Raw genomic sequence first — 21,480 nt, 5'->3', positions numbered from 1 at the left:
TCTTACTGAATAAAAAAAGGAGCGTGGTTATGAAAGAAGGAAGAATATTAAAGGCTTTCGGAGGATTTTTTTATGTTTATGATTTTGAAAGTAAAGATGTCTATGAATGTAGGGCTAGAGGTAGATTAAAGCAAGAGAAGGTCGATATTATAGCTGGGGATATAGTTGATTTTACTATCTTTGAGGATCAGACTGGGATAGTGGAGAATAGAAAGGAGAGAGATAACTATCTCTTTCGTCCACCTATTGCTAACGTGGAGCAGGTTGTGATTACTTCAGCTATTATGGAGCCTGATTTACATTATAAATTATTAGACAGATTATTGGTATTGGCTGAGGCTGAAGACTTTGAGATTATTATCTGTATTAATAAGATTGATTTATCAGGGTTAGAGAAGGCTAAAGAAACCCTAAGACCTTATGAAAAGATTAATTATAAGGTTATTTATACCAGTATAGAGGATAATTTAGGAATCGATGAATTAAGGCAAGCCCTTAGGGATAAGGTCTCAGTTTTTGCAGGACCTTCTGGGGTAGGCAAGTCTAGTTTATTAAATGCTCTTCAACCAGGTTTAGAGTTGAAGATGGGTGAAATTAGTGACAAAATTAAGCGAGGGCGCCATACTACTCGCCATGTTGAGTTGTTACCTTTAGAGTTTGGAGGATGGGTTGCTGATACACCAGGCTTTAGCTCCCTTGATGTTACCTCTATATCTTCAGAGAATTTACAATACTTCTTCCCTGAGATTTTAGAGAGCTTAGATTATTGCAAGTTCTATCCCTGTTCTCATAGCCATGAACCAAAATGTGGAGTTAAGGATGCCTTAGAGCAGGGCAAGATTGCAGAGCATCGCTATGAAAATTATTTAGAGTTTTTAGCAGAGATACAGCAAGCAGAAGAGAAGAATTGGAGGAGATAATTATGATTAAAATTGCACCATCGATTTTATCAGCAGATTTCAGTAAATTGGCAGAAGAGATTGAAACAGTAAAGTCAGCAGAGTATCTACATATTGATGTAATGGACGGTCATTTTGTACCTAATATTACAATTGGACCTTTAGTATTGGACTCTATCCAAGACAAGACAGAACATATATTAGATGTTCATTTGATGATTGAGAACCCTGATAAATATATCCCTGAATTTGCTAAGGCAGGAGCAGATATCATCACTGTCCATGCTGAGGCTTGTCCTCATTTGCATCGTACCCTTCAAAATATTAAGGCAAATGGAGTTAAAGCAGCAGTAGCGTTAAATCCTGCTACACCACTAAGTACTATTGAATATGTATTGAGCGAGCTTGATATGGTCTTGTTGATGACAGTTAATCCTGGCTTTGGAGGGCAGAGCTTTATTCCAGAGGTATTGCCTAAGATTAAAAGGCTAAGAGCAATGATTGAAGAGCAAGGCTTGGAGATTGATATTCAGGTAGATGGTGGAATCAAGCCAAATACTACAGCAGTTGAAGCAGTTGAAGCTGGAGCAAATGTCTTAGTAGCTGGTTCAGCAGTCTTTGGGGCTGAGGATAGAGCAAAGGCTATAGCAGAATTGAAGAGAGGATAGTTTCTAATTTTAAGTTGCTTTAGCTACTATAATGTGATATTATTATTTGTAAAGTAGAAAATTTAATAATGTCAAATTCTTCGGGGTCAGGTGCAATTCCTAACCGGCGGTAATAGCCCGCGAGCGCAAGCAGATCTGGTGAAATTCCAGAGCCGACAGTTAAAGTCTGGATGAGAGAAGAGAAAGATATCTTTACATAGCTTTGTTCTATTAAAGTTCTCGGAGAATTTTCTCTGAGAGCTTTTTTTATTATCAGAAATAAACTGATAGGTCAATCTATAATTATAGTGAAACACTTAAAATAGCTAAAGGAGAATCAGAATATGACCGACAAAGATTATATGCAACTTGCATTAAATCTGGCTCGACAAGCAGAAGGAAGGACAAGCCCTAACCCTATAGTAGGGGCTGTAATAGTAAAGGATGGAAAGATAATAGGAGAAGGATACCACCATTATGCTGGAGGTGCTCATGCAGAGGTTCATGCCTTAAAGGAGGCAGGAGAGGATGCTAAGGGGGCTACTGTTTATGTGACTTTAGAGCCTTGTTCCCATTATGGGAAGACCCCTCCCTGTGCTAATACTTTAATTAAAGCAGGGGTTAAGCGAGTAGTGATAGCTATGGAAGATCCAAATCCTAAGGTAGCAGGCAGTGGCATTGAGCTACTTAATCAGGCTGGAATTGAGACTGAGCTAGGGGTATTAGAGGATGAAGCTAAAAAAGTTAATGAAGTTTTTCTTAAATATATCAATACTAAAAAACCCTTTGTTATCTTAAAAAATGCTATGACCTTAGATGGTAAGGTAGCAACTAAAACTGGTGATTCCAAATGGATTAGTGGTGAAGAGTCTCGACATTTGGTTCATCAGTTAAGGGATAAAGTGGATGGGATCTTAGTTGGAATAGGAACAGTTTTAGCAGATAATCCCCGTTTAACGACCCGTTTACCAGAAGGTGGACAGGACCCAACAAGAATTGTTTTAGATAGTAGGTTGAGAATTCCATTGAATGCTGATATTATTAATCAAGAATCTGATGCTAAAACAATAATTGCTACTCTAAAGATCAGTGATGAAGATAAGAAGAGGAAGCTAATTGCAAAGGGAATAGAGATTATTGAAGCTGGAGAAGGAAATAATATAGATTTGAAGCTATTATTAGACTTACTAGCAGAAAGGGAGATAACAAGTTTATTGGTTGAAGGAGGAAGTCAAGTCAGCTCATCATTCTTAGAAGAAGGGCTAGTTGATAAATTATATTACTTTATTGCTCCTAAGATTATTGGAGGAAAAGAAGCTTTTTCTGTAGTTGGAGGAGAAGGTGTCAAAAAGGTTAGTGATGGAATTAAAATTGTCGATAAAGAGGTAAAATTAGTGGGGGAAGATATACTTGTAGTAGGATATCCAGAATACAATAGAAACTAACAATTTATAATTGAGAATTGGTAAATTCAAATTTAAAATCATTTGATTATAAATCGGACATTCTAAATGTAAATTAAGAAGGTGGTGAGTCGATGTTTACTGGTATTGTCGAAGAGCTAGGGAAGGTAAAGAGGATTCAACGAGGAAGTAAGTCTATTGTTTTGACGATAGAAGCAGCTAAGGTTTTAGAAGATGTAAGCTTAGGTGATAGTATTGCTACCAATGGTGTCTGTTTGACAGTAACTTCCTTTACGGAACAGGAATTTACTGTAGATGTAATGCCTGAGACAATGAGGCATTCTAGTCTGGGGGAGTTGAAGGTTGCTTCAGAGGTCAACTTAGAAAGGGCATTAAGGCTAGGAGATAGACTAGGTGGGCATTTAGTCTCTGGACATATAGATGGGCTAGGTACTATTACAGCCAAAAAAAGAGAGGATAATGCTACTGTGGTAACTATTGAAGCTTCGAATGATATATTAAAATATATCATTCATAAGGGTTCAATTGCTATTGATGGAGTCAGCTTGACGGTAGCTAATTTAGGTGAGAATAGTTTTGATATCTCATTAATCCCCCATACAAGCCAAGTTACCTTACTTGGCAAAAAGGAAGTTGGTGCTAAGGTTAATTTAGAAGTAGATATGATTGGTAAGTATGTAGAGAGAATGCTTGATTCTAAGAAAGATAACAATAATAAAAAATCAGATATAGATATGGAATTGTTAAAGGATAATGGTTTCTTATTGGCTTAAGTAGCTATTAATTAAGTGATAATAGCCAATAACTAATTAGAAGAGGTGAATAAGATGAAATTCAATAAAATAGAAGAAGCAATTGAAGATATTAAAGCAGGTAAGATGGTAATTGTAGTAGATGATGAAGAGAGGGAGAATGAAGGAGACCTATTAATGGCTGCTGAAAAGGCTACCCCTGAAAGTATTAATTTTATGGCTACATATGGTAAAGGTTTAATCTGTTTGCCAACCACAGCAGATCGTTTAAAAGAATTAGGCTTAAATCAGATGGTAGATAATAATACTGATAGTCATGAAACGGCCTTTACAGTATCTATAGACCATAAGGATACTACTACTGGAATCTCGGCTTTTGAAAGAGCAAAGACTATTCAGGCAGTAGTTGATTCTAAGACTAAACCTACTGATTTAGCTCGTCCTGGTCATATATTCCCTCTAAGAGCCAAAGATGGTGGAGTCTTAAGAAGGGCTGGACATACTGAAGCAGCAGTTGATTTAGCTCGTTTAGCTGGGCTTTATCCAGCTGGAGTAATCTGTGAGATTATGTCCGATGATGGAACTATGGCTAGAGTACCTGAGTTGATGGAATTTGCTAAAAAGCATAATTTAAAGATAATTACTATAGCAGATTTAATCAAGTATAGAATGAATAAGGATAGGTTGATTAGACCATTACCAGAAGTAAAGCTTCCAAGCAAATTTGGTGACTTTAGAGTAATTGGTTATGAGAATGATATTGATGATAAGTGTCATTTGGCTATTATCAAAGGTGAAGTAGAAGGAAAAGAGAATGTATTGGTGAGAGTCCACTCTGAGTGCTTAACAGGAGACGCTTTGGGGTCATTACGTTGTGATTGTCGTGATCAGTTGGCAGCCTCTCTAAAAAGGATTGAAGAAGAAGGAGAGGGCATAGTTTTATATATGCGCCAAGAAGGAAGGGGTATAGGCTTAGCTAACAAATTAAGGGCCTATCATTTACAGGATCTAGGTAGAGATACTGTGGAAGCTAATCATGAATTGGGCTTTGCTGATGATATGAGAGATTATGGAATAGGGGCACAGATATTGGCTGATTTAGGTTTGAGTAGTATTAGATTGATGACCAATAATCCTCGTAAAATTGTAGGACTAGAAGGGTATGGACTAAATATATTAGAAAGAGTACCCCATCAGGTGGAAGCTAATTGTGCTAATAAGGGTTATTTAGAGACTAAAAAAGAGAAGTTAGGGCATATGTTGGAGAATAATTAGTATTGTTGATAGTTGAATTTTAATATAATAAGTAAATAAAGGAGAGAAATAAAAAATGAATAACTTTGCTAAATCATATGAAGGAAAATTAGTAGGAACAGGACTTAAATTTGGGATTATAGTGGGAAGGTTTAATGAATTCATCTCTAGTAGGTTATTAAGTGGAGCATTGGATGCATTACAGCGCCATGGAGTAAAGGAAGAGGATATAGAGGTTGCTTGGGTCCCTGGAGCTTTTGAAGTTCCTTTAGTGGCTAAAAGAATGGCAAATACAAATAAGTATGATGCTATTATCTGCTTAGGTGCGGTAATTAGAGGTGCTACACCACACTTTGATTATGTCTGTGCAGAAGCATCTAAAGGTATAGCTAAGGTGAGCTTAGACAGTGGATTACCAGTGATGTTTGGAATTATTACAACAGATACAATTGAACAGGCTATCGAGCGAGCTGGCACTAAGGCAGGAAATAAAGGCTGGGAAGCAGCTGTTGGAGCACTAGAGATGGCAAATTTAATGAATCAATTTTAAGGTTTTAAATAAGGTAAGGTGAGCAAAATGCTCACCTTACTTTTATTAATTTTCAGTGGAATATCTTTTCTTTTTGTGCCTTTTATCCTTTCTTCCTCTTTTATCATCATATTTTCTAGGATACCTTCCCATTTATTATAGTCACCCCTTTCCTGTTAATCCTATAGTATGTGATTGATCAGGAAATAGTTACTAAAAAGGTATATTAAATTAATGAAATCTATATATAAAATTATCAATCAATGGGATATAAGATGAAATTTTTACTTTATATTATTACTCTGGAATTGGACGAGAAGTTCTCTCTCCATAACTATGGCGATGTCCATCATTAAGACTTGTTTCTCCTGCCATTTCATGGGTATGACCACGTCTAGTTCTAATTGCTGGTCCAGTTCTACCACGATAATGATGCTGGTGCCCATCATCTGTTGTAGTTACACCTTGATAATTGTGGTAATGGGTATCTCCATTATGGATAGGTCTACCTGTTTGACCTTCAAATCTATGGCGATGTCTATCATCATAAGAGGTTATACCACGATAGTTATGCACATGCTGTCTTCCTTCAGGTTCAGGTAGGTCTGGGAAGTCTGGAAAGTCTGGAAAGTCCGGAAAATCTGGATTTTCGTTCTTTGGTCTTCGTCGATAGTCAGAATCCCTTGAATTTCTTCTACGTTCTCTATCTCTACGATATCTGCCCACTTAAATCCCTCCTTTCTTAAGATTATGATATGGGATAAATCTTAGTTGGTTACAAATTTATAAAGATAAGATATTAGTTATCAGTCTTTGTTGCTAATTTTGATAATTGGATTGGAAGTCTTACTTTGATAACTGTGTCTATGATTATCTTCAAACTCTGTTTTTCCATCAAGTATGTGGGTATGACCCAAAAGATTTGGAATTGCTGGTCCAGTTCTTCCTTGGCAACTATGCCTGTGCCTTTCAACAACATCAGTTGTAGAGTGGTAACCATGATAGTGGGTGTTATTCTCATAGATAGGTGGTCCAGTAACCGCCTCATAATTATGGTCATGTCTATCTTCGTTAGAAGTAGTCCCCCTATATCTATGTAGGTGGTATATTCTATCTCTAACAGGTCTTTCACCATCATCAGGGTAATTTCCCATTCTAATCCCTCCTTTTCTCATTTATAATATGTTTATCAATATTTGAGTGTTACTTTTCTTGGTTAATAAATATTAGTTGTGTTTGATTGAAGTTTACTGATATTGAATTTGAGAATTAAATTTAAGATATAAATTATCATATTGTATAATTATCAAATTCAACTGAATTCCAATTGAATGCATATCTGGATAATGATAAAATAAGGATAAATAAGAAGATCTAAATAGTATTTGTTAGTATGAAAAAAATGTCTTTTTTCTATCTTTATATTCTAATATATTAATTATAATTAAGGAGGATTTGAATTGATAAATAAAACTATAAAAATATGGGAAGATAATTCTTTAGAAAGTAAAGAAGGTGTTTTTGAGCCTACTTTAGAGACCTTTATCTTAGCTGGAGATAAAAAGAGAGGTGCTGTTCTAATCTGTCCTGGTGGAGGATATGAATATACCTCTGAGAGAGAAGCTGAACCAATAGCCTTACAGTTTAACTCTGCAGGGTTTCATGCTTTCGTTTTAGATTATAGCGTAGCTCCTAACAAGCATCCTCAGCCCTTACTTGATTTATCACGTGCAATCTGTATAATTCGAGAAAATGCTGATGAATGGAAGGTAGATTTTCAAAATGTTGCGGTATGTGGTTTTTCAGCTGGAGGTCATCTTGCAGCTAGTCTAGGTGTACATTGGGAAAAGCCATATCTAGATGTTCCAGGAATTGAAATTGGAATGAATAAGCCTAATGCCTTAATATTATCTTATCCTGTTATTACGGCTGGAGAATTTGCTCACCAAGGCTCTTTTAATAATCTCTTAGGAGCTGAGCCTGATGTAGAATTATTAAAGGAGATGTCTCTAGAAACTCAAGTCAATGAAAAACTACCACCAACATTTATTTGGCATACCCTTGAGGATATATCTGTACCAGTAGAAAATAGTCTGTTATTTGTCCAACAGATGCGTAAAAAGAAGGTACCTTTTGAATTTCATCTCTATCCTAAGGGTCCTCATGGTCTATCATTAGCAACTGAAGAGACAGATAATGGTCAGATGGGTACTTACCCCCATGTAGCTACCTGGATGAAGCTCTGTATAGAGTGGTTGGAGGAAGTATTTAAATAGAGTCTGATATGAGATTAAGAGAAAGGTTGATATAGTAGATAGATTTAAAGTGTGGATAAACCTTATTAAAATATGAAGAAATTCTTTTAATAATGGATAAGTTAATAAGCAGAGGAGTGAGAATAAATGAAGAATCTAAAAAGTAGTAATCAAGCAGAAGAAATATTAGAAATATTAAAAGATACATATGATAAGCCACAGACGGTATTACATTATAGTAATCCCTTTGAGTTATTGATAGCTGTAATTATGTCAGCTCAGACTACCGATAAACAGGTAAATAATGTTACTAAAGATTTATTTAAAAAATTTAAAACTCCAGAAGATTTTGCTGCCTTAGAGCCAGAAGGGTTAGAGGAGCATATTAAGGGGGTTGGTTTATATAGAAATAAGAGCAAGTATATTATAAAGGCTTGTCAGATGCTAATAGATGAGTATGATGGTCAAGTGCCCAAAGAGCGAAAAGAGTTAATGAAGTTACCAGGAGTAGGGCGAAAGACGGCTAATGTAGTGACTAGTATTATCTTTGGTAAGGATGCTATTGCTGTTGATACTCATGTCTTTCGAGTTTCAAATCGGATTGGTTTAGCTGATAGTGACAATGTACGAGGAACTGAAGAGGATTTAATGGAGGTTATTCCCCAAAAGTTATGGTCACCTGCTCACCATTGGTTGATATTCCATGGGCGAAATATCTGTAAAGCAAGGCGACCTAAATGTTTTGAGTGTCCTGTCAAAAAGTACTGTAATTACTATCAAGAACTTGATGAGGCAGCAGAAGATTTAAGCTAGCTCTTCTAAACTATAGATAAAACTTAAAATCTCTGCTACCACAGTATAGAGCTCTTCAGGTATCTCTTCACCCAACTGTAGTTGCAATAGTACTTGTACTAAATCTCTGTCTTCTTTGATAGGGATTTCACATTCTTTAGCTTTTTTGATAATTTCTTCTGCCAACTCTCCTCGTCCTTTAGCAATCACAATTGGTGCAGAGTTCTCTACTGAATCATATTTTAAAGCAACAGCTTCTTCTTGTATTTCTTTCTTATTCTTCTTCAATTTAAATCACCTACTTTCAAACTTGATAGTTGGGAATTGAAAGGTTTTAAGTTTATCAAATTTTAAAATCTACATTGGTCATTTTGATACCTTCTTCATTCTTTGTAATTATTTCTGGCTCTGATAGTTTACAATGAAGATAATTTACTTGATAGTTACTATTGGCTAAATTTGTCCTTAATTGATTTAAATTTTCCTGTAATAACCTTAAAGTTTTAGGATTATCAGTATTCAATAACCCATTAATCTGTTTATCCTTAATCTTGAGCTTAATTTCTACATCGCCAAGTTTGGCGGTTCTGACTGCAAAAGATAAATTTAAGTCATTATTCTCTGAAGAGTTTCTCTTACTTTCTTGGTCAATTTGGATTTCAGCTAAATTAATATTCTCTTCGATAAAAAAAGGTAAGAAGAGAGTTGTTAAGTCGTTATTATAATTAAGTGTTCTATGAGTAAGTAGTTGTTTTAGTAGTTTATCACTACTTTGAGATATCTCTTCAGAATTATTTCCTGTGAGATGAAATAGAGCCTTTAAGAGTTTATCTGCCTTATCATTATTGGAGTTTATAGTTGTTAAAGAATCTTTTAAGTTCTCTATTGTTAAGTTATTTTGGGTAATTATTTTTGGGATTAATTCTTCTTTGACCAACTTCTTTAAAATCTTGACTTCTTCTTTAGAAGAAAGGCTGAGTTTCTTACTTAAAATATTAAACTCCCTTTTAGATAAGGATTCCTTAATTTCAAGAAGTATCTTTGGATTCTCGTCAATTATTTCTCTAATTTTAGGAAAGATTAAGGTAAAAGAATCGGTTTTGGACTCCTTAGTTAGCAAAGTGGAGACTAACTTTTCTATTGATGTACTTAGATTATCTGAATCTGTAAGTTTTAGCTGAGAGAATAAATTCCTTAAAGCTTGGTTGTTAGTAGGTAATTGTAGTTTTTTAAGTAATGTTGTAATTTCTATTTGCTTAAAATCATAGGTAGAAATCTCTTTAGAGATACTAATGAAGTTCTCTTTGTTTATCTTTATACCAAATTTCAACATTGATTTTAAAATCTCTTTATTCTTGGAATTATCTTCTAGTTTAAATTCCTTAAGAAGATTATTTTTATTTTGAGAGGTTTCCTGCTTATTATTAATATTAGTTAAAGTATCTTTACTGCTCCAATTAATCAGCTCCTTTAATAAATTATCTTTTAAGTTAGTATTTTCCTTAAATAATTTGAAGAATTTAATATTAAGAGGGAGGTTTAACTTCTTTAATAATAAGGCAACCTTTATTTTAGTTTGGAGATCCTCTGTAGAAGAATTATCTTCAAAGCTATCGAGAAATTTACTAATATCTGCAAAGAAATCTTCTTTTAAAGGCATATTTGTCTTAATGAGTTCTATCAAAATGGCTTTATTAGTTTTATTTAATTCTAACTTTAAATTATGTAGTAATTCGTCGATAGTTAAAGAATTCTTCTTATATTGACCTATATCTTCTTTAATTGAATTTGACATTTTATCCTTATTTAAGTTATACTTATTTAGTATTGGACTATTATTTATTCTAATCATAACATCACCTCGTAAGATATTCAAAGTATCTATAATTTTTAGATTTTTCAATAATCATTTATAGACTTTATATTTATTATAGTAAAGAAAGTTAAGTAATAAATAATACATCAGAATCTATCCTAATAATTCTAAATTATAAGACTAATTAACTTAAATATTTAATTGGACAAGTACTAAGAAGGTAATGGAATCTCCAATCAATTAGAGGGAATAACAATTACTTTCTTACTCAATAGATTCTATATTTTTAGTTACAAACCTTCTTTAAAATAACAAATCATTTGTTTTAGATTTTAAGTTGAATTCAAGGCTTGAAGAGTTTCAGGGAATTTCGTAATTATTATGGTCAGTAATTATTTTGCGAAATTAACTGATTTTAATAAGTTTGATAAGTGGGGGCTGATTCATCTAATGTTAAATTTGGCTATAGATAAATATCAGGAATTTAAGATTAGTAACTGTGATATAAAGAATATATTTATCTCATTAGGCTGTTTGGTTGTAAAGAACTATTCAGAGATTATCTTAAATTATGATCATAAATTAAATGTTGATATAAAAGATTTGTTGACTTTAGTAATTAATAATCTGTTACTCTGTAATCAACTTCAAAATCGTATCTTTAACTTAAAAGAAGAGGTTGCTAATGTGGAATTGAAGTTTGAAAATTTGGTCTATTTAAATCTAAAGACTAAAGAAAATGCAGAAGAACAGAAGGTACGTTTAGAGAGATCTCTTAAATTAAAAGAGAAGAGGCTATTTCAACTTAACCAAGAGAACATTAATATATTACTAAGTATTGGTAAATGGTTTTATGAAGAAAAATTACTATTAGAAAAGAAAGAGTTCAGTCAATTGTACAAGCATTTAGATTATCTATTAACTGAGAATAAGGAGAATCTGGATTGGAAGGGAATTTTAGTAGAAGAATTAGATGAAAAAAAGGCTAATTTATATAATTTAATACAACCTTATCCTAATTTCTTAGTATAATTAAGAGAATAAAAAATTAGTAAAACCAGTAAATCTACTGGTTTTTTATTATTAAGCTATACAGGAGTGGTTTGATGCTGTTTTATTCCAAGGAACAATTGGAGTTATTTGATGAGAAAGGTGAAAGTAGATTTAAATCATTAGAAGAACTAAAATCTATAGCTACTAAATGCCAACGTTGTTCTTTATGTGATAAGGCTAAACAGGTTGTTTTTGGTAATGGTAATTCTAAAGCGGGTCTGATGTTAGTAGGAGAAGGACCTGGTGCTGATGAGGACAAAGAAGGAATTCCTTTTGTAGGTAAGGCAGGGCAACTATTAAATAAGATATTAGATGCTGCTGAGATTGAACGTGAGGATATTTATATTACTAATGTGGTTAAGTGTCGTCCTCCTGGAAATCGCCAACCTACATTTGATGAGATGAAGAGCTGTCTCTGGATTTTAGCACAGGAGATTAGATTGGTCAACCCTAAGATTATAGTTCCTTTGGGGTCAACTGCATTACGTGGATTATTAGACCCAAAGGGGCGTATTACTAGGATTAGGGGAAGATGGTTTGAGTCTAAGGGTTATTATTTTCTACCTACATTTCATCCTGCAGCATTATTAAGAGATGAAAAGAAGAAGCTACCTGTTTGGAAGGATTTTTTAAAGATAAAGAAAGCTTATAATAGATATTTAGAGCTGAAAAATCAAGGAGAAGAAGTATAAGTTATAGTCAAGAAATAATTAATGAATAGAAAATAAATTTCCGAATTCTTATATAAATTCCATAATTTTTAGTTTGACATAAAGTAGAGATTGCTTTATAATTAAGATATCAAATCAAATAAATAACTTCTTAGTGTTCCCCGATAGCTCAGTTGGTAGAGCAGATGGCTGTTAACCATCGAGTCGCAGGTTCGAGTCCTGCTCGGGGAGCCATTTTATTTTTTGCAGGACTATTTAAAATTGATATAGAATATATTAAGTAGGCAAGTAATTATAATCTTACAGTTACTTAATTTATTGGGAGAAGATTATTCATATTGTGAAAACGTTTTCAGGATAGAAGGGGGCTTGATTATGTTAAAGGAGGCAGTTTATCATCAACCTTATGGAAATTATGCTTATCCAATAGCTGATGATAAACTATTTATACAGTTAAGGGCAAAAAAGGGAGATTTGAAGAAGGTACATGTAGTCTATGATGAGAGATTTAGAGATTGGGATAGTAGTTCACCACGTTTTACTCTTAAGTTGGACAGGTATAGTTCAGATGAATTCTTTGATTACTTTAGAGCAGAGATGCAGTTTTCCAAAAAGAGATTTAAATATTATTTCTTATTAGATGATGGTACAGAGCAGTTTTATTATTCTAGTTATGGTTTTGCCAAAGATGTGATAGATTATAATGGATGTTTTCAATATACATATATTTGTGAAAAGGATTATTTTGATATACCTAGCTGGGTTAAAGATGCAGTATTCTATCAGATATTTCCTGATAGATTCTGTAATGGAAATTCAAATATTAATCCTGATAATCTCACAGATTGGGGTGAGATGCCAAAATGGTGTTCTTTCTATGGGGGAGATTTGGCAGGGATTATTCAGAAATTAGATTATTTAGGGGAGCTAGGTATTACAGCAATCTACTTAACCCCTGTCTTTAAATCTTCTACTAACCATAAGTATAATACTATAGATTATATGGAAATTGATCCAGAGTTTGGTGATATAGATACATGTAAAGAGTTAGTTAATCAGGCTCATCAACGTGGAATTAAGATTATCTTTGATGGAGTATTTAATCATACAAGTGATGAATTTTTTGCTTTTCAAGATATAATAGAGAAAGGTGAAGATTCAAAATATAAAGATTGGTATTATATTTATGATTTTCCTGTAAAGAAAGCTCCTAGTTTAACTAGAGAGATAGCAAATGAGGTTATAGAGAAGCTACTTCAACCAGATCCAATAAGCTTAGATGGTTTGAAAGAGGAGATAGTTGTTCAATTACAGATAGAGAGTAAAGAGGATAGGGATTATGTTTTAGGTTTGGTAGATTATCTTATAGAACAGAGTAACAAGGGTGAAGATATCTCTAAATTAGATAGTCATGAGCTCTGGAAAAGAGCAGCTGAGGTTGATGAATTGGCAAAGATTATCTATCCTAATTATGAAACCTTCGCTAATGGTGTTTGGAAGATGCCTAAGTTGAAGACTGCTAATCCAGAAGTAAGGGAGTATTTATTGGAGGTAGCTAGATATTGGATTGAAGATATAGGGATAGATGGTTGGAGATTAGATGTTGCTGATGAGGTTGACCATTATTTCTGGAGAGAGTTTAGAAAGGTAGTAAAAGAGGCTAACCCTGAAGCCTATATTGTAGGAGAGGTATGGAATGATGCAACCCCTTGGTTGGGTGGAGAAGAATTTGATGGTGTAATGAACTATCTATTTGCAACATCAGTTTGGGATTTCTTCTGTAGAAGGAAGATTAATGTTAATACTTTTGAGGATAGGCTATCTAAGGTTAGAACATTATATAAGTTGCCTGCTCAGTTAGCATCATTGAATTTAGTAGATAGCCATGATACAGAGCGTGTTTTAACTATTTCAGATGGTGATAAAGAGCGTCAAAGGTTAGCGGTAGCATTCCAGATGACCTATATAGGTGCTCCAATGGTTTATTATGGTGATGAGCTAGCTATGGAAGGTGGAAGTGATCCTGATTGTAGACGAACAATGATTTGGGATGAAAAGAAGCAGGACAGAGAGATGTTTGACTGGTATAAAAATTTAATTGTTATCAGAAAAGATAATCCAGCTTTAAGGACTGGTGATTTTACCTTAATAAAGAAGGATGCAATTAATAATATATATGCCTTTACTCGTAAAAAGGGTAATAATCAATTATTGATTATCTTTAATAATAGTAATTTAGTTACCCAGTTAGAGTTTGACTTAGAAGAGTTAAATATAGATACAAGTTTATTTATAGAGTTATTATCTAATAAAGAGTATCAAGTAGAAGATAATAAGATTAAAATTAATCTGGAAGGTTATAGTGTAGCTATTTTAAAGGTAGATAATAATGAGTAGCTAGTGATGAGCTATCACTAGAGAAATGAAAAATAATATAAGTTAAAGCACTAGATTAAAATCTAGTGCTTTAACTTATATGAACACTATCTAAACTTCATACTCAAACTTAACTTTAATCCACTTTTGAAAATTCTATAATTAAATTTGTTATTTTGGGGTAAATTAATCAATGATAGTAAAGAGATAATAAAAAACATTAACACAATAATATTACTACAGCTTACTCTTTAGAAACTATCATTAATTAAGGTGGGATAATAAATTATGCAAGATTTAGACTACTATAAGAAGAAGTTATTATGGGAAAAACAGAGTATGTTGCATCAGATAGGTGAGGTTGATGACAAAGGATATGAAGGCTTAGGTCATAGCTTAAGATATTCAACAGGAGAATTATCCTTTTATGATAATCATCCTGCCGATCAGGGTACTAATACTTTTGATAGGGCTAAAGATATTGGTATACGTGGTAATGCTCAATTGATATTGCAGATGATCGATGATGCTCTAGATAAGATTGAAACAGGGCAGTATGGTCATTGTGACTCTTGTGGTAAAGAGATTAATCCCGAGAGATTAGAGGCTATGCCATATAGTACCTTCTGCTTTGACTGTAAGTCCAAAAGTGAATTAAGAATTGGTACAAATGGACACAATTCACGACCAATTGAAGAAAATGCTATAGACTCTCTTCATAATGGAAACCCATTTGCTATGAATGATGATATTGGAGCTACTGGTGGAGAGTCTAAAGATTATAATGGCTATGATGGTGAAGATGCTTGGCAGGATGTAGCACAATATGGTACATCTAATACCCCCTCAGACATTCTTGGAGCAGTCAATTATGATGACACTTATATTGATGCTGATGAAGACCAAGGACTGGTCGATTGGGGTGATGAAATTATGGATAAAAGTTTGGGTGATGGTGAAGTCATAGATAAAGATGATCAGCTCACAGGTCAAAGGCAGAAGAGAAGAAGAAAAGAATGGGAGTAAGCACTAGCTTGCTCTCTTGTTTTTTCATGCTAATTATGCTAAAATGTTATATGTTCTTTTGAATCGGTCATAATTTAATATATAAGGCTGATATGAACAATTTTAGTAGATGGAGTTGAAGATGATGATTATTTTTATCATATTTTTAGCAACTGTAGTTTTAGACCAAGTTACAAAGTATTTGGTCTTAGATAATTTTAATTTAGGAGAATCTATACCAATCATTCAGAATATCTTTCATTTAACTTATGTACAGAATAGAGGGGCTGCATTTGGAATTTTACAGAACCAATTACCTTTCTTTATAATCATTACTTTAGCAGTATTAGCATTATTATTTTATTTTTATCGCCAATTACCATTAGGAAGTAGCTGGAATAAGATTGCTTTAGGGATGGCTTTAGGTGGTACTATCGGTAACTTTATTGACAGAGTCAGGTTGGGATTTGTAGTTGATTTTTTTGATTTTAGAGTTTGGCCTGTCTTCAATATTGCAGATTCAGCAATTGTAATCTCAGTAATAATCTTTAGTTATTGGATTTTAATTGTTGACCAAGGGGAAGAATAGATTAGTCTGAGTTTTAATTGAACTTATACTTAAATTTAAATTTGTTAGACGGAGTGATAAATGATGAGGGATAAACGAGAATTTGTAATTGAAGCTGATTATACTAATAAAAGAGTAGATAAATTTTTATCTAAGAATAATGATGACTTATCAAGAAGTTATTTACAAGAGTTAATTGATGATGATAAGGTTTTAGTCAACGGAAGTCCTGTTAAAAAGAGTTATAAGTTAGCATTAGGTGATAAGCTAGAGTTACTTGTCCCAGAACCTGAAGAGTTGGAAGTAAAGGCTGAAAATATTCCTTTAGATATTATCTATGAGGATGATGATATAATTGTTATCAATAAACAACCTAATTTGGTGGTTCATCCTGCACCTGGTAATGAAGATGGTACTTTAGTTAACGCATTATTATACCATTGTGATAACCTATCAGGAATTAATGGGGTAATTAGACCAGGAATTGTACACAGACTAGATAAGGATACCTCTGGAGCAATGGTGGTTGCTAAAAATGATGAAGCTCATCTTAATTTAACAGAGCAATTTAAAGAGCGGGATACTAAAAAGGTATACTTGACTTTGGTAGAAGGAAAAGTTAAGTATAAAAAAGGTAAGATAGATGCTGCTATTGGACGTGATCCTAAAAATAGAAAGAAGATGGCTGTTACCAGTAAAAATAGTAAGAAAGCAGTCTCTACATTTAAAGTCCTTAAACGTTATACTAAACACTCACTGGTAGAGGTCAATTTGGAGACAGGAAGAACCCATCAGATTCGTCTACATATGGATTATATGGGGCATCCAGTTGTTGGTGATGAGCTATATGGATATAATCAAAAGACTTTAGATGTGAAACGGCAGATGTTACATTCTCATCTATTAGGTTTTTATCACCCAAGAACAGGAGAATGGGTTGAGTTTGAAGCACCTTTATTAGATGATATGAGAGAAGTTTTAGATAGTCTTGAATAAAGATTAAGAAGATTGGGTAATCTTGTTGACATAAGTAAATTTATTTGATATACTTTCCTAGACAAGAAGAAATAATGACGTTTTTAAAACCTTTTTAAATTAGTCCAGTGAGGCTAGTAAGGGGAGTGGAGATTTAGTTATAAATTTCTTATTAGTTATAACTAAAGTTTATTTAGATTATCCAGCCTTCTTACTAGTAAGAAGGCTTTTATAGTTTCAGAGATTATTCTGCTTAGGAGGAATAAGAATGGAGTTAAAAGTAAAAAAGGAATTGATAGATAGTGATGGGATTAGACGTGCTTTGACCCGTATCTCCCATGAGATAATTGAAAAGAATGAAGGGTTAGAAGATGTTATAATCATTGGAATTAGAACTCGTGGAGTTCCTCTAGCCCAAAGGATTGTTAGTAAGTTAGAAGAGATTGAAGGAAAGAAGGTTCCTAAAGGTATCTTAGATATTACTTTATATCGTGATGATTTGACTACTATTGCTAATCAGCCTATCGTTCATCAGACAGAAATTCCTGTAGATATCACTGATAAGAAGGTCATTTTAGTAGATGATGTACTTTATACTGGTAGAACTGTCCGCTCTGCTTTAGATGCTTTAATGGATTTAGGTAGACCTAAGAGTATACAATTAGCTATCCTAGTAGATAGAGGTCATCGTGAACTTCCCATTAGAGCTGATTTTGTTGGAAAGAATCTACCTACATCCAAGTCTGAAGTAATTAGTGTTAATCTTAAAGAGGTAGATGGTAAAGATGGAGTAATTTTAAAAGAGTATAATAAGTAATAGTCCTTTTTAAAGTAGTCCTGCGAGGCTATAAGGGGAGTTATAGAGAGCTTTTAGCTGAATATAACCATATTAGTTTCTTCTAAACCCTTTGTCTCACAGGCTTAGGGATTTTTTATATTAAACAAACATTTAGGAGGAGATAACTATGGTTAAAGAAAGGTTAGCAAAAGATAATATAACTTTATCTAAAGGTTTAATATTGGCAATACAGCATCTATTTGCAATGTTTGGTTCTACAGTATTGGTTCCAACCTTGACTGGTTTAAATCCAGCTGTAGCTCTGTTTACTTCTGGAGTTGGAACTTTGATCTTTCATCTAATTACTAAGGGGCAAGTACCTGCTTACTTAGGTTCTTCATTTGCATTTATCGGCCCAATCATTGCAGCCCAAGAAGGTTATGGTTTACCAGCAGCTTTACTTGGTTGTTTTGTGGCAGGTCTAATTTATATTGTGATGTCAGCTGTAATTCATAAGATTGGAACAGATTTTATCGATAATTATTTACCACCTGTAGTAGTAGGTCCTGTAATTATGACTATCGGGTTAGGCTTAGCTCCAGTAGCTAAAGATATGGCAATGACTCACCTACCAACAGCAATCTTTACTTTGGCAGTGACTATTGGAGTAAGTGTCTTAGGAAGAGGAATCTTTAAAGTAATTCCAATTTTACTGGGGATTATCAGTGGATATATCTTTGCATCCTTTAATGGTTTAGTAGATCTTTCAGCAGTAAAAGCAGCTAGTTGGTTTGCCCTACCAGAGTTTAATTCAATCTTTGCTTTAGATTCTTGGGGAGCAGGTATTTCAGCTATCGCTTTAATTGCTCCAGTAGCAATTGTAACTATGGTAGAGCATTTGGGAGATGTTCTAGCATTATCCAAAACTGTAAACAAGAACTTTATTGAAGAGCCAGGATTGCATAGAACATTATTAGGTGATGGAGTTGCTACAGCCTTTGCTTCTTTAGCAGGAGGTCCACCTAATACAACTTATGGAGAGAATATAGGGGTATTGGCTTTAACAGGGGTTCATAACCCAGTGATTGTAGAGATGGCAGCAGTGATAGTTTTGGCTATGAGTTTTATTCAAAAGATAGGTGCTTTGATTCAGACCATTCCTCAAGCTGTAATGGGTGGAATTGTAATCTTACTCTTTGGAATGATAGCATCTATTGGACTTAGAACTTTAATAGATAACAAGGTTGATTTGAGTATAAATAGAAATCTAGTTATTGTTTCAACAATCTTAGTTATTGGAATCAGTGGAATACCTTTAACAATAGATTTTATAGCTATATCTAAGTTTTTACACTTAGATAATGTAGCGATAATTCAGACTATTGTAAATCAGATTAAAGTGTTAGAATTTCAAGGGATGGGCTTAGCAGCTATGGTTGGTATAGCACTTAACATCCTATTACCTAGAATTAAAAAGTCATCTAATAAAAAAGTTAAAAGAGAAGATGTAGCTTAATAAAAAAAATCTCCAATTTAAATTGGAGATTTTTTTAATTTTGTTCAATATAAAAGGAGGATTTCTGTTCTTTTTGCCTAATATTGTAAAAAGTAATATATTAAAATATAAAGGTGGTTGAATTGAAAGTTATGGTAGATGGGACAAAGGGACAGAGATTTAATTATGTAAACTTGATATTGACTTTAATATTGAGTATTAATTTATTACTGACATTCTGGGAAGGTTCCAATTCTCTCTTTGGTGGAAGTAATTATTTGAGTGGAATATTGATAGAAATCCTATTTGCTTTTATTTGTTGGAATATATTTGCTATATTAATAAATAAAGCTGCCTATAATAGAAAGTTATTCTTTTTGTTGGTGCTAGATACTCTATTGTTGATAAGTATAATTATTTTAAAGTACTCTTTAGGATTCTTTCAACTAGAAGGAGAGTTATTTGAGTTTAGTTATCATCTTTATTATTTCTTGAAAGGAGCATTATATCTATATTTTTTTAAAGTTACATTTGGTAAAAATCCCTTTAAAAGTAACTTAGGTAAAGAAGAATCTGAGGTCAATCAGCTAGAATTGAACTCATATAAGAGGGATATTAAGAGATTAAAGATGGAAAGGCATGACTTTAAAAATCAATTACAGGTTATTTATACTATGTTAGAGTTGGATAAGGTCGATAAGGTAAAAAACTACTTAAAAGAGTTATGCTCTGATTTAGAGGAGGTTAAAGAGAGTTTGGTAGAGGATTCTTTATTACCTGTGGTATTATTACCTAAAAGAGAAGAAGCTAGACGAGCCGGAATAGATTTTGAGGTTAAATCGACTGCTAATTTAGAGCAGATTGCTCTACCACAGAAGAAACTCTTTAGAATATTATTCAATTTAATAGATAATGCTCTAGATGTCTTGGACAAATCTTCACAAGATAATAAGTTTATTGGGGTTAAATTATTAGATAAACAAAATAGGATAGATTTGGTTGTACAAAATAATGGACCTACTATTCCACAGAGTCTATTAGCTAGTATCTTTGAGGCGGGGTACTCTACTAAAGGTGAAGATAGAGGATTTGGTCTCTATATAGTTAAGAGCTTATTAGAAGAGTATGGGGGCAAGATTAATGTTACAACTAAGGAGGATTTTATAACAGAATTTATCTGTACCTTGCCTAAGGTTCAGAGGACCTAAGCTAATTTGAATTTACTTTTATTTACAGATGTTTTCTTTTAGTTAGATAATTTAATATTTAATCATAAATTGTTAAAATATTTTCATTTTATGCAGGGGAATGTTTAAACTCTGTCGAATGTTGCATGTTAAGTCGGTATTATTAAGAAATAAGATGGTGATTTTATGGAATATAGTTTAACAGGTTATAAAAGTCTAAGAAGATATCTTGATATTCTTTCTCTAGTTTTGATACCTTTTTTAGTATTGAAAGGTTTATTTATTTTCAAAGAGGATATGAATATTTCTCAAAGCTTTCTTCTAAATATATTAGATTTTAATTCTTTAGAAGGGATATTAGAGTTATTAATTTCATTAATATGTATCAATGTCTTTTTATTACTGGTCTTTTCTTATCGTCATAATAATAATGTAAAGAGTCTATTTATTTCTATAACGTTCTTGTTTGCAGGTTTGATGAATTTAATTCACTCTATCTTGGTCTTTAATAACTCTTATTTAAAATATAATAGTAGTTCAGAGGTCTTTGCAGTCAGTACTAGACTAATAGTGGTCTTTGCTATTTTATTAAGTTGGTTGATTAAAGATAAGAAAGAGAGAAATAAATATTATCTTTATTCTACTATCCTATTTAGTTTATTATCATCCTTTATTATCTTTTATTTAACTTTTAAGATATGGCTTTCCTTTGCAAATGTCATGCCTTTAGTTAAGTTATTATTAACTTTAATGATAGTCATAAATATATATATCTATATTAAAGGGTGCGTATCTTACAAGAAAGAGCTTAGTTTTTACATATTTAAGGGGTTTATATTTTTACTATTTTGTGAGAGTTTAGCACTCTTTAAAGTTGAAGTCTTTAGCCTATCATATTGGCTGTTACATATATATAAATTTCNTAAATTTAACTAGCACAACGCGTAAATTTATTGCTTTTTCTTATTTCTTTAAAAATATCTTTATTAAGGAGATTAGTGATG

Annotated in this window: 21 protein-coding genes, 1 tRNA gene, 1 pseudogene and 1 riboswitch; of the genes and pseudogenes, 19 read left to right on the top strand and 4 right to left on the bottom strand. The window is 32.9% G+C overall.

Annotation, left to right across the window (positions count from 1 at the left end; genetic code table 11):
* The first annotated feature begins 29 nt into the window (after positions 1–29).
* The 6 genes from rsgA to ribH all read left to right on the top strand — a co-directional run bounded on the left by rsgA (position 30) and on the right by ribH (position 5,526).
* On the top strand, positions 30–920 hold the full coding sequence (gene rsgA, locus U472_RS01625) for a ribosome small subunit-dependent GTPase A (protein ID WP_068714863.1): 891 nt from the start codon (positions 30–32) through the stop codon (positions 918–920).
* A 2-nt stretch (positions 921–922) separates the two neighbouring features.
* A complete protein-coding gene (rpe, locus tag U472_RS01620; RefSeq protein WP_068714861.1) occupies positions 923–1,567 on the top strand; it encodes a ribulose-phosphate 3-epimerase in 645 nt (214 codons plus the stop codon).
* Between the two features lie 72 nt (positions 1,568–1,639).
* A riboswitch (FMN riboswitch) is annotated at positions 1,640–1,753 on the top strand.
* Positions 1,754–1,890: 137 nt separating this feature from the next.
* On the top strand, positions 1,891–2,991 hold the full coding sequence (ribD, locus tag U472_RS01615; protein ID WP_068714859.1) for a bifunctional diaminohydroxyphosphoribosylaminopyrimidine deaminase/5-amino-6-(5-phosphoribosylamino)uracil reductase RibD: 1,101 nt from the start codon (positions 1,891–1,893) through the stop codon (positions 2,989–2,991).
* 92 nt (positions 2,992–3,083) lie between these two features.
* Entirely contained in the window at positions 3,084–3,743 is a 660-nt protein-coding gene (gene ribE / locus U472_RS01610) for a riboflavin synthase (RefSeq protein WP_068714857.1), read from the top strand.
* 54 nt (positions 3,744–3,797) lie between these two features.
* Entirely contained in the window at positions 3,798–4,997 is a 1,200-nt protein-coding gene (locus U472_RS01605) for a bifunctional 3,4-dihydroxy-2-butanone-4-phosphate synthase/GTP cyclohydrolase II (protein WP_068714855.1), read from the top strand.
* 55 nt (positions 4,998–5,052) lie between these two features.
* Complete coding sequence (gene ribH, locus U472_RS01600; protein WP_068714853.1) at positions 5,053–5,526, top strand: 6,7-dimethyl-8-ribityllumazine synthase; 474 nt, start codon at positions 5,053–5,055, stop codon at positions 5,524–5,526.
* A gap of 276 nt (positions 5,527–5,802) precedes the next feature.
* Here the strand turns inward: ribH and U472_RS01595 are convergent, their stop codons facing one another.
* Both U472_RS01595 and U472_RS01590 read right to left on the bottom strand, forming a co-directional pair.
* Entirely contained in the window at positions 5,803–6,231 is a 429-nt protein-coding gene (locus U472_RS01595; RefSeq protein WP_083189695.1) for a YmaF family protein, read from the bottom strand.
* Positions 6,232–6,311: 80 nt separating this feature from the next.
* On the bottom strand, positions 6,312–6,659 hold the full coding sequence (locus U472_RS01590; protein WP_068714852.1) for a YmaF family protein: 348 nt from the start codon (positions 6,657–6,659) through the stop codon (positions 6,312–6,314).
* A 306-nt stretch (positions 6,660–6,965) separates the two neighbouring features.
* Here U472_RS01590 and U472_RS01585 point away from each other — a divergent pair, with 306 nt between their 5' ends.
* Both U472_RS01585 and nth read left to right on the top strand, forming a co-directional pair.
* Positions 6,966–7,781 carry an alpha/beta hydrolase gene (locus tag U472_RS01585; protein WP_068714850.1) on the top strand — a complete coding sequence of 272 codons (816 nt, stop codon included), beginning with the start codon at positions 6,966–6,968 and terminating at the stop codon, positions 7,779–7,781.
* A 126-nt stretch (positions 7,782–7,907) separates the two neighbouring features.
* On the top strand, positions 7,908–8,573 hold the full coding sequence (gene nth, locus U472_RS01580) for an endonuclease III (protein ID WP_068714848.1): 666 nt from the start codon (positions 7,908–7,910) through the stop codon (positions 8,571–8,573).
* Here nth and U472_RS01575 read toward each other — a convergent pair.
* Both U472_RS01575 and U472_RS01570 read right to left on the bottom strand, forming a co-directional pair.
* On the bottom strand, positions 8,565–8,840 hold the full coding sequence (locus U472_RS01575) for an EscU/YscU/HrcU family type III secretion system export apparatus switch protein (RefSeq protein ID WP_068714846.1): 276 nt from the start codon (positions 8,838–8,840) through the stop codon (positions 8,565–8,567). The genes nth and U472_RS01575 overlap by 9 nt on opposite strands.
* Positions 8,841–8,895: 55 nt before the next feature.
* A complete protein-coding gene (locus tag U472_RS01570) occupies positions 8,896–10,404 on the bottom strand; it encodes a flagellar hook-length control protein FliK (protein WP_068714844.1) in 1,509 nt (502 codons plus the stop codon).
* 414 nt (positions 10,405–10,818) lie between these two features.
* On the opposite strand from U472_RS01570, the gene U472_RS01565 reads away from it, so the two are divergent.
* The 11 genes and pseudogenes from U472_RS01565 to U472_RS17605 all read left to right on the top strand — a co-directional run.
* Positions 10,819–11,400 carry a hypothetical protein gene (locus tag U472_RS01565; protein WP_068714842.1) on the top strand — a complete coding sequence of 194 codons (582 nt, stop codon included), beginning with the start codon at positions 10,819–10,821 and terminating at the stop codon, positions 11,398–11,400.
* 74 nt (positions 11,401–11,474) lie between these two features.
* A complete protein-coding gene (locus U472_RS01560; RefSeq protein ID WP_068714840.1) occupies positions 11,475–12,113 on the top strand; it encodes a uracil-DNA glycosylase in 639 nt (212 codons plus the stop codon).
* A gap of 137 nt (positions 12,114–12,250) precedes the next feature.
* Positions 12,251–12,326: transfer RNA gene (locus tag U472_RS01555), tRNA-Asn, on the top strand.
* A 141-nt stretch (positions 12,327–12,467) separates the two neighbouring features.
* Positions 12,468–14,489, top strand: coding sequence for an alpha-glycosidase (locus U472_RS01550; protein WP_068714838.1), 2,022 nt, complete (start codon positions 12,468–12,470; stop codon positions 14,487–14,489).
* 267 nt (positions 14,490–14,756) lie between these two features.
* Positions 14,757–15,494: a TraR/DksA C4-type zinc finger protein gene (locus U472_RS01545; protein ID WP_068714835.1), complete on the top strand. Its 738-nt coding sequence runs from the start codon at positions 14,757–14,759 to the stop codon at positions 15,492–15,494.
* A gap of 124 nt (positions 15,495–15,618) precedes the next feature.
* Positions 15,619–16,062: a signal peptidase II gene (gene lspA, locus U472_RS01540; protein WP_068714833.1), complete on the top strand. Its 444-nt coding sequence runs from the start codon at positions 15,619–15,621 to the stop codon at positions 16,060–16,062.
* A gap of 63 nt (positions 16,063–16,125) precedes the next feature.
* The gene (locus U472_RS01535; RefSeq protein WP_068714831.1) at positions 16,126–17,037 is read left to right on the top strand and encodes an RluA family pseudouridine synthase; all 912 of its coding nucleotides are present in this window, start codon (positions 16,126–16,128) and stop codon (positions 17,035–17,037) included.
* Between the two features lie 247 nt (positions 17,038–17,284).
* Positions 17,285–17,833, top strand: a complete 549-nt coding sequence (gene pyrR, locus U472_RS01530) for a bifunctional pyr operon transcriptional regulator/uracil phosphoribosyltransferase PyrR (RefSeq protein WP_068714829.1) — start codon at positions 17,285–17,287, stop codon at positions 17,831–17,833.
* Between the two features lie 148 nt (positions 17,834–17,981).
* A complete protein-coding gene (locus U472_RS01525) occupies positions 17,982–19,310 on the top strand; it encodes a uracil-xanthine permease family protein (RefSeq protein WP_068714827.1) in 1,329 nt (442 codons plus the stop codon).
* 131 nt (positions 19,311–19,441) lie between these two features.
* Positions 19,442–20,497: a sensor histidine kinase gene (locus U472_RS01520; protein WP_245684726.1), complete on the top strand. Its 1,056-nt coding sequence runs from the start codon at positions 19,442–19,444 to the stop codon at positions 20,495–20,497.
* Between the two features lie 165 nt (positions 20,498–20,662).
* Positions 20,663–21,398 (top strand): annotated as a pseudogene (locus tag U472_RS17605) (MASE3 domain-containing protein); the annotation flags it as partial.
* Between the last annotated feature and the right edge of the window lie 82 nt (positions 21,399–21,480).

It is taken from the genome of Orenia metallireducens (assembly GCF_001693735.1).
GTDB lineage: Bacteria > Bacillota > Halanaerobiia > Halobacteroidales > Halobacteroidaceae > Orenia > Orenia metallireducens.
This window is presented reverse-complemented; position numbering and strand designations above follow the sequence as displayed.